The following is a 7,729-nucleotide window of genomic DNA, read 5'->3' as shown; positions in this document are numbered from 1 at the left end:
CCACTCTGCTTCCGCTGAGATCGATAGAGTGAGCCAACGCTCATTTCAGGACTTGGTCGCCTGTTTCAGATAACCCGCAATACGCTGAGCGCTAGGCGGGGTTCGGCGGTTTGCACCTTCGTGAAATCGCCATCACAGGTGAGGACGTGCAGATCGCGCTCGAATCCCTGAGCGCAAATCCAAAGATCGTTTTCGTTGATGCCAAGCCGCTTACCAGTAGCGTGGTCAATCCAATCTTCGAGGTGGGCGGGCGACTTGTTTCTGCTCGCCTTCGGCATGAACTTGCTCACCATTGCGGCCTTGAGGTCGCCATATGTGATCGCAACCTGTGTATTGATGGAAAGCAGCGTGCGAGCCTGTGCTGCGGCGAGCACCTGGCTGGCATGCGTTGGCGTGCGGCCGTGGATGCTCTGCACGCTTGCTACGCCCGTGCGGATTTCGCCAATACTCACAGCCGAGACATACTGGAGATCTTCGCTATCCATAGCGTCGACAGTTGCCGCAACGGTCGCGTGCAGCACATGGGCGGGATCGACGAGGGCGATCAAAACCGAGGTGTCGAGCAGATACCCGGTCATCGATCAGCCGATATAGGCGCGTAGCGCTTCGGCTTCGCTTTCGGGTAAGGGTTCAAAAACGCTTCTCACCCAATTTCCGCTGAAACGTTCCCGGGCGCCATTGAGTGTTTCGGCAAGTGAAAGACCGGGCGAAATTTCCAGTCCAGGCCAGCCTTCCCATGCGTGGGCGACCGGTCGCCTAGCTCCCTCAAAGAAGCGCAGCAATTCGCGTTCCAGCCTGACCGGGAGGGCATAGCTCGCAAGGATCGCACCATCGATCTCCGCGAGAAGGCGTTGAAGCACGGCATCACCATCAAAGCTGAGTTCAGTTTGCGACAAGCGCTCCAAATAGGTCGCGACCATCTCGGCGATCTCCGGAGGCAGATGATTTGGGAGCGGAATGTCGCGCAGCGTTGTCAAACGATAGCGTTGGTCCAAGGTGAAAACTGTGGCGAAGGCATTCGCAATGGGGCTATTGAGCACGGCCATCAACGCAAGCAACTCTTTGTCGCTCACCCCTTCTTTTGGCCATGCGCCGATAAACTGCTGTGAACAGACCAGTCCACTAGCGTCGAAGCTCGCCGCCAGCCTCCACGAATAGCGGCTAAGACGCACACCGTTGATAATCAGTTTCGTCTGATCCCATGGCAGTTTGAAAGCGCTACCGCGCGCCGATTCCGGTCGACAATCTAGCCATACGGGATGCGGAGACTGGAATTGCTGATGACCATTGACACCATGCAACCCCGGTTCAAAGCCGGGCTGAGGCTCGCCGCTCCAGGCGGTCGCTTGCGGAGCCGTCCATTCGATTCCGCGATGCAGCTCGAGATGATTGCCGAGCTTGGGACGATCGAAAAGATAGGCCCAAATCTCATGAAGAGCTGGCACCCAGAGATCGCCACTGGGCGTGTCTGGCACCCACCGGGTAAGCGAGCGGCTGCGGGTGATGACGCCTGCCTTTAGGAACGGCAGACGGTCGCGCAACGTGACTTCACTGGAGCGGATTGTGATCCGGGGTATGTCCTCGACGGTCCGCCGGTCGCGGGCGATCAAGAGAGCCGCCGCGGTGCGCGATGCCGAAAACACGTCATCGGGAATTTCAACAATTTCAACCGAAGTGTAGTGGCTTTCGATCAACGCTCGCACCTTGCGGTACCGCTTTTCGACAATGAAACTTGAGGGAAGAACAAAACCGATTCCCGCCGGGTTGGCAGCGATGACCTCTTCCAGCACTGCGATCGGCTTGGAAACATCGTGCTGCGCGATCCCACTTTTCCGGTCGTCGGCATCGAAATCCTCAAACGGCGGATTACAGATCACAAAGGTATCAGCGGTGATCCGCGTCCGCAGTCGATCGCCGCTGAATAGGTCAGCCTGCTGGATGTCCCAGCCATTGTGATTGGGATAGTCGGCAAGAATCAAGGACAGCTTGGCGACTTCACAGGCGAACTCGTCAATTTCATCGCCTGCAAGACGCTCTGTCAGAAAGCTATGGCGCTCCTCATCGTTCCATTCGAGCGGCAATGCAGAGCGCAACTGTCTGAGCGCTGCCACCAATAGGACACCAGCTCCGGTAAATGGCTCGTAGACCCTGACACGTTCAGGATCACGCCAAAGTTCGAGACGTCGAACGATATGCTCGGCCATTTGCCGAGGCGTACTGTGCGTGCCGTACGCCTCGCGCGCTTCCGATGTAACAAAAGTGTTTTCATAGACGAAGGCGAGGTCGTCGGCCGAAATGTTGCGGAAGTTAATCCCGGCACGGATTCCTTCCCATACGGTCTCCAGTCGTGCGCGGTCGCGCGGCGACGGAGTGATGGTCCCCAATCCGTAGTATTGGTCGATGCCCCGTAGCACATCGTCAATGCTACCACCGGCCCAATTCTCTGCGGATTCATGATGACGATCTGTCAGGATCTTTGCGGCCAGGAACCGGAACGTCGCTTGAAACAGCAAACGAGCATCCATGGCCGGACGCCCTCGGGCGTCGACGACGCTGGCAAGTGTCTCGCGTAGCAACGCATCGAGTTTGACATGCACTTCGCCCTCAATTGCGATCATCAGGCCGATGTCGATGAAGTCGAACTGCCGGCCAGCCAATGACTCAGAATTGATCGCCTTGGCACGATGGATGGCAAGCGGGCTCCAATGTTCGGCGTGACGTGCGAACAGGTCGCCTAAGGTATCGATCGTAGCGGCGGTGATCCGGCTCGCCGCCTTGCTCGCGTGGACCTGCCATAATTCGACGCATTCGCCAGCGACAGCGAAAATCATTGGCGCGCCGAGCGCTCGCAGCCCCGTGAGGTCTGATCCACTCGATCCCCCCTCGACCACCCCGAACGCTGCCGTGCGATAGGAGGGTGGCGTCTGGGTAAAGGCGGCAAGCGCCACCTGCCTGGTTTCACCGCCCGGCGAAAGGACGTCGGCGAAACTATAGTCTGGCAGCAGTGCGTTGGATGGATAGCCAAGGCCGCCCAATTCGTTGGCAATGGCGGCGATTGCAGGGGTCATGGCATTGCGCTTCCCGCTGCCCTGCGTTCGCTCACATCGACAGGAGGGAATGCCATACTTTGCTGAACCTCTTCAGGCGCGACTTCAAGGAGTGCGAGCCGCAGAGCGGTGACGATCGGCTCAAGCGGGAGCAAAATTGCGGGTCGCTGAAGATCATCATCCGCCACCGTGTCGACGAAGGAGACCTGTCCCTCGATTGGGCGCACCAAGAGGTAACCCTGGGCAAGGCGAATCCACTGTGGCGAGCAGCAGATATCAAAGATGTCTCGCTCGGCGGCGCGAAGTGCGCCAACGGTGAGACCGAGATCTTCAACAAGCACCCGCACTACCGCCAAACCAAGCAATTGCCCTGGCCTAAAGACTGGGGCGTGACCTTTGAGACCGCCGAGTGAAGGTAGCGCTCGTCGCCAGTGGCGGAGCGTTTCCTGTGTAATGCCGACGACATCGCGGACTTGGCTCGGCGTGTAGCGCATAACCCCGATCAATTTGTTACTCACAACAAGATAGCTGGCAATTGCAGACCGATCCAGTAGTTTCGTACGCCTAAGCCCATCGACCCCTATCCGCAGTCGTGCAGAAAAGCCGCGGTTTGCTGCGATCCGCTAGTGCCTGAAAGGGGGGCAGCTCTTGGCTAGCCAATCCGAAGCGGGAAAGATGGCTTTGTTCTCGACCTTGACCGAAGGGCCGGATCCACACGGAATAGCCGAGGTCAGCTTGAACTGACAGTCCGCACTGCGCAGGAACGGTTTGAATTGGTTCGGGAAGCCCCCTTTCCCGATTCCTATCATGCTCCGCTGATGAGCAACCTTGACCCATCACTCATCGAAACAAGACGTTAGGACAAATCAGCTACTAAGTGGAATGGCCACCGAATTTGAGCGCCCATATCGCCTCGCAATCCTGATCGACGCGGACAATGCATCCCCGCGGGCGGCGGCGGCGATCTTTGAGGAGATCGCGACCATCGGCGAGGCGAGCGCCCGGCGCATTTATGGCGATTTCTCGGGCACACGGCTCAAGGGGTGGTCCGAGGTGTTGGCTACCTATGCCATCATCCCCCAGCAGAATTTTGCCAACACGGTCGGTAAGAACGCCTCGGATATCGCGCTGGTCATCGACGCGATGGACTTGCTTCACAGCGGCAGATTTGACGGGTTCTGCCTGGTCTCGTCCGACAGCGACTTCACGCGGCTCGCCGCGCGCATTCGCGAACAAGGCCTCGATGTCTACGGCTTCGGCGAGCAGAAAACCCCCGAAAGCTTCCGCCGGGCATGCAAGCGGTTCATCTACACCGAGAACCTGCTTCCTCCGGGCGACGGATCGGTGCCTGCCGAGGCTGAGGCTGGAGGGAGCGGGGCGACCAGCGGATCATCCAAAAGACCCCCGGCCGCGGCGATACCGCACATCTGCACTGCGCTCAGCCAACTCGACGACGTTGACGGATGGCACTTTCTCGGGGCGGTCGGCACGCGGCTCGCCGCGCTGATGCCCGATTTCGACCCTCGAACGTATGGATGCCCGAAGCTGCTGACGCTGATTGAGAAGTCGGACGCATTCGAGGTCAGACGTGAGAATCTCAAGGTCTACATTCGGCCGAAGCAGACACGCTCACCGTAGGCAAAGCAGTCTGGCTGATCCCCCCATGGGATTACTGCCTTACAGGTACTTCGCCAGCTCCGGGTCATCTTCCAGATTGTCGTGCCAGACCTCTCGGCGCAGTTCGGCGCGATCGGAGTAGGGGCTGCAAGGCAGAATGGTCCGCGACTGGATGACCGGATCGGCCATCGGAACCCAGATAGCCGACAGTTCGTCGCCGGCCAGCGGCTTTGCCCCGCCATCCAGAGCCCGGATCGCGCAGATGCAGCAGATGATCGCGTCGATCATGTCCTCCTGGGCCTTAAGCCGCTTCGGGGTCAGCTCGAAGGTGTTGCAGAAGGCTCCGGCGCCCTGGAGATAGGGCTCAAGCACCGTGCCGATCGAGCTCCATTCGCCTGATAGCAACAGCCGTCGGTGTTCTGGCTTGGCATCCGGCCAATAGGACCGCACCTTGCCGACCTTGTAGGGCAGGCGCTTGGGCTCGTTGCAAAGCTCGACCAAGGCGGGGTGAGGGTATACTTCCATCAGGCCTGGCGTCGCAATCTCGGTGATGCACAGCGGGAACCCTGCCTCGCCAAAGCCCTCCCGCAAGTGATCGCTGATGGGGCCGGGCCGCTGTGCATTGGGGCTGTGAGCGGCGCACCATTTGGCCCCATAGGCCCGCGACAGCGCATCGTCGGATGCGCGCCGGGTCGTGATCGGCTCTAGCGCCATTGGCATGTCGATCGCGACCAGATCTGGCAGGCGGCCAGCCATTGCGCGCGTCGCTTCCAGAAGGTCGCGCGCCTGCCCGACCCCGCCGGAGGGTTTCTCGGGCGCTGGCTTCTTGTGCGCCTCGGCCAGAAAGTGCTCGACCGATGGGAACGCGCCTTTGAGCCGCCAGCCTTCTGCTTCCTCAGTCGCGACCGCAACGCCCGAGGGGTTCTTGTCCGTCCATGCCGCGTCGATACCGAGGACCACTCTCATCACATGCATCCCTTTGCTGCCGATGTCGGACACCGCCCCATGTGCTGTAAAGAAGCATCTGGTAACAAGAGATAAATCTTGTCGGGGCTGTGCTTCTCGAACACTATCGCCTCAATCCGAACCATGCCGCTCAATTCCGAAATCGAGGAATAAATGACCGTTTCTGTCGTATCATCGCTGTAGGAAACGGAGCATGACGCAGATTCACACCTCGACCCGCCGTTTCGGCCTCTCCAAATCCAAGATCACGGCCTTCGAGCAGTGCCCCAAGAAGCTGTGGCTTGCGACCCATCGACCCGAGCTCGCTGAGCAGGACGAGGGCGCCGAGGCGCGGTTTGCGACCGGCAATGCCGTGGGCGAGATCGCCTGCGCGCTCCATCCGGGCGGCGTGATGGTCGATCCCCCGTCGCTCTCCGAAGCTCTGGCCAAGACGTCCTCGCTCATTTCAGGCGGGCATCCCGGCCCGATCTTCGAGGCGACCTTCGAACATGACGGCGTGTTGGTGCGGGTCGATGTGCTGGAAAAGGTCGAGGGCGGGGGCTGGGCCGCGGCCGAGGTCAAGAGCTCGGGCAAGGTCAAGGACTACCACCGCGGCGATCTCGCAACACAGGTCTGGGTAATGCGCGAGGCTGGGATTGAACTGAAGCGTGCCGCCATCCGCCACATCAACACCGGCTTCGTCCTCACCCGCGAAGGCGACTATGCTGGGCTGTTCACCGATGCGGACCTGCTCGGCGAACTGGAAGGCACTATCTCCACTCGCCCGGCGCTGGTGGCGGAGACACGCGCCACGCTGTCCGGCGACGAGCCCCAACGCGAAATGGGCGATCATTGCAGCGCGCCCTTCGCCTGCGAGTTCGCTGCCTATTGCAGCCGTGATCTGCCGCGCGGGCCCGAATGGCCGGTGACTGTGCTCCCCTATGGCGGAGGCAAGCGCTGGCTGGAACGCGGGGTCGAGGATCTGCTTGATCTGGCCGAATCCGACCTGAACGACCGCCACGCCCGCATCCTTGCCGCCACACGGGACGGCATCCCGTTCCACGACGTCGAAGGGGCGCGCAAGGCGATGGCAGGATGGGGCTGGCCGCGCGCATGGCTCGATTTCGAGACCGTCGCCCCCGCTGTCCCGCGCTGGGTGGGCACGCGGCCCTATCAGCAAATCCCGTTCCAGTTTTCGCTCCACCTCGAACGCCGCGGTGGGCGCATGACGCATCACGAGTTTCTGAGTTGCGATGGTTCCGACCCGCGCCGCGCCTGTGCTGAGGCGCTGGCCGAGCACATCCCCGAGGGTGCCACGATCATCGCCTACAACGCCGCCTTCGAGCGCAGCGTGCTGCGTGATCTGGCCAAGGCCTTCCCAGACCTCGCCCCCCGCCTCGAAGCGATGGCCGAGGCCACGGTCGATCTCCTGCCTGTCGCCCGCAACCACTGGTATCACCGCGACCAGCGCGGCAGCTGGTCGATCAAGGCCGTGCTACCGACCATCGCTTCCGAGCTCGATTACGGCGCGCTCGAAGTGAAGGATGGCGGCGACGCGCAGGCGGCTTGGTTTGAGGCCGCCGATCCGGCCTGCGATCCGGGACGGCGTGAGGCGCTGGAAGAGGCGCTCAGGGCGTATTGCGCGCGCGACACCTGGGCGATGGTCGCCGTTGCGCGGGCCCTGGCGGGCAATTGAAGGGAGGGAGAATGATGCGACGACCGGGTTCCGTTTCCGCGCTCGAAGATCTTGGCCGGGCGCGCCTGTCCGAGAACTTCTTCATGCGCGACATGCTCTATTCTGAGATTGCCAATCACTATGGCATCCCCAACATCCCCGATGATCCTGATCTGGCAATCGCGGCGGGAACACGCCTGTGTGAGGACCTGCTCGAGCCGATCTGGGCGAATCTGGGGCGCATCTCGATCCGCTCTGCCTTCCGCTCCTGCGCGGTCAACGAGGCGGGGGTGGGCAAGCACAATTGCTCGCGCAACGAGGCGAACTACGCCGCCCATATCTGGGACCGGCGCGATGCCGATGGCCACATGGGCGCGACCGCATGCATCGTCGTGCACAGCTTCTTGCCTTACTATGAGCGCACCGGCCACTGGCAGGCGCTGGG

At 61.1% G+C, this 7,729-nt stretch carries 6 protein-coding genes and 1 pseudogene; 4 read left to right on the top strand and 3 right to left on the bottom strand.

Annotated elements, in window-relative coordinates; genetic code table 11:
• Nucleotides 1–65: 65 nt before the first annotated feature.
• Both C0456_RS19035 and C0456_RS19030 read right to left on the bottom strand, forming a co-directional pair.
• The gene (locus C0456_RS19035) at nt 66–578 is read right to left on the bottom strand and encodes a PIN domain-containing protein (RefSeq protein WP_291055696.1); all 513 of its coding nucleotides are present in this window, start codon (nt 576–578) and stop codon (nt 66–68) included.
• 3 nt (nt 579–581) lie between these two features.
• Nucleotides 582–3,068, bottom strand: coding sequence for a DNA methyltransferase (locus C0456_RS19030; RefSeq protein ID WP_291055693.1), 2,487 nt, complete (start codon nt 3,066–3,068; stop codon nt 582–584).
• Between the two features lie 59 nt (nt 3,069–3,127).
• Between C0456_RS19030 and C0456_RS19025 the strand changes: the two genes are divergently transcribed.
• A complete protein-coding gene (locus C0456_RS19025; RefSeq protein ID WP_291055690.1) occupies nt 3,128–3,460 on the top strand; it encodes a hypothetical protein in 333 nt (110 codons plus the stop codon).
• 469 nt (nt 3,461–3,929) lie between these two features.
• Nucleotides 3,930–4,685 (top strand): NYN domain-containing protein, encoded by a 756-nt coding sequence (locus tag C0456_RS19020; protein WP_291055687.1) that lies wholly within the window; start codon nt 3,930–3,932, stop codon nt 4,683–4,685.
• A 39-nt stretch (nt 4,686–4,724) separates the two neighbouring features.
• Here C0456_RS19020 and C0456_RS19015 read toward each other — a convergent pair whose 3' ends face one another.
• Entirely contained in the window at nt 4,725–5,630 is a 906-nt protein-coding gene (locus tag C0456_RS19015; RefSeq protein WP_291055684.1) for a DUF429 domain-containing protein, read from the bottom strand.
• A 193-nt stretch (nt 5,631–5,823) separates the two neighbouring features.
• On the opposite strand from C0456_RS19015, the gene C0456_RS19010 reads away from it, so the two are divergent.
• Nucleotides 5,824–7,305 carry a DUF2779 domain-containing protein gene (locus tag C0456_RS19010; RefSeq protein ID WP_291055681.1) on the top strand — a complete coding sequence of 494 codons (1,482 nt, stop codon included), beginning with the start codon at nt 5,824–5,826 and terminating at the stop codon, nt 7,303–7,305.
• Nucleotides 7,306–7,319: 14 nt separating this feature from the next.
• A pseudogene (locus C0456_RS19005) lies at nt 7,320–7,729 on the top strand (peptidase M15); the annotation flags it as partial.

The organism is Hyphomonas sp. (assembly GCF_013823385.1).
Taxonomy (GTDB): domain Bacteria; phylum Pseudomonadota; class Alphaproteobacteria; order Caulobacterales; family Hyphomonadaceae; genus Hyphomonas.
This window is presented reverse-complemented; position numbering and strand designations above follow the sequence as displayed.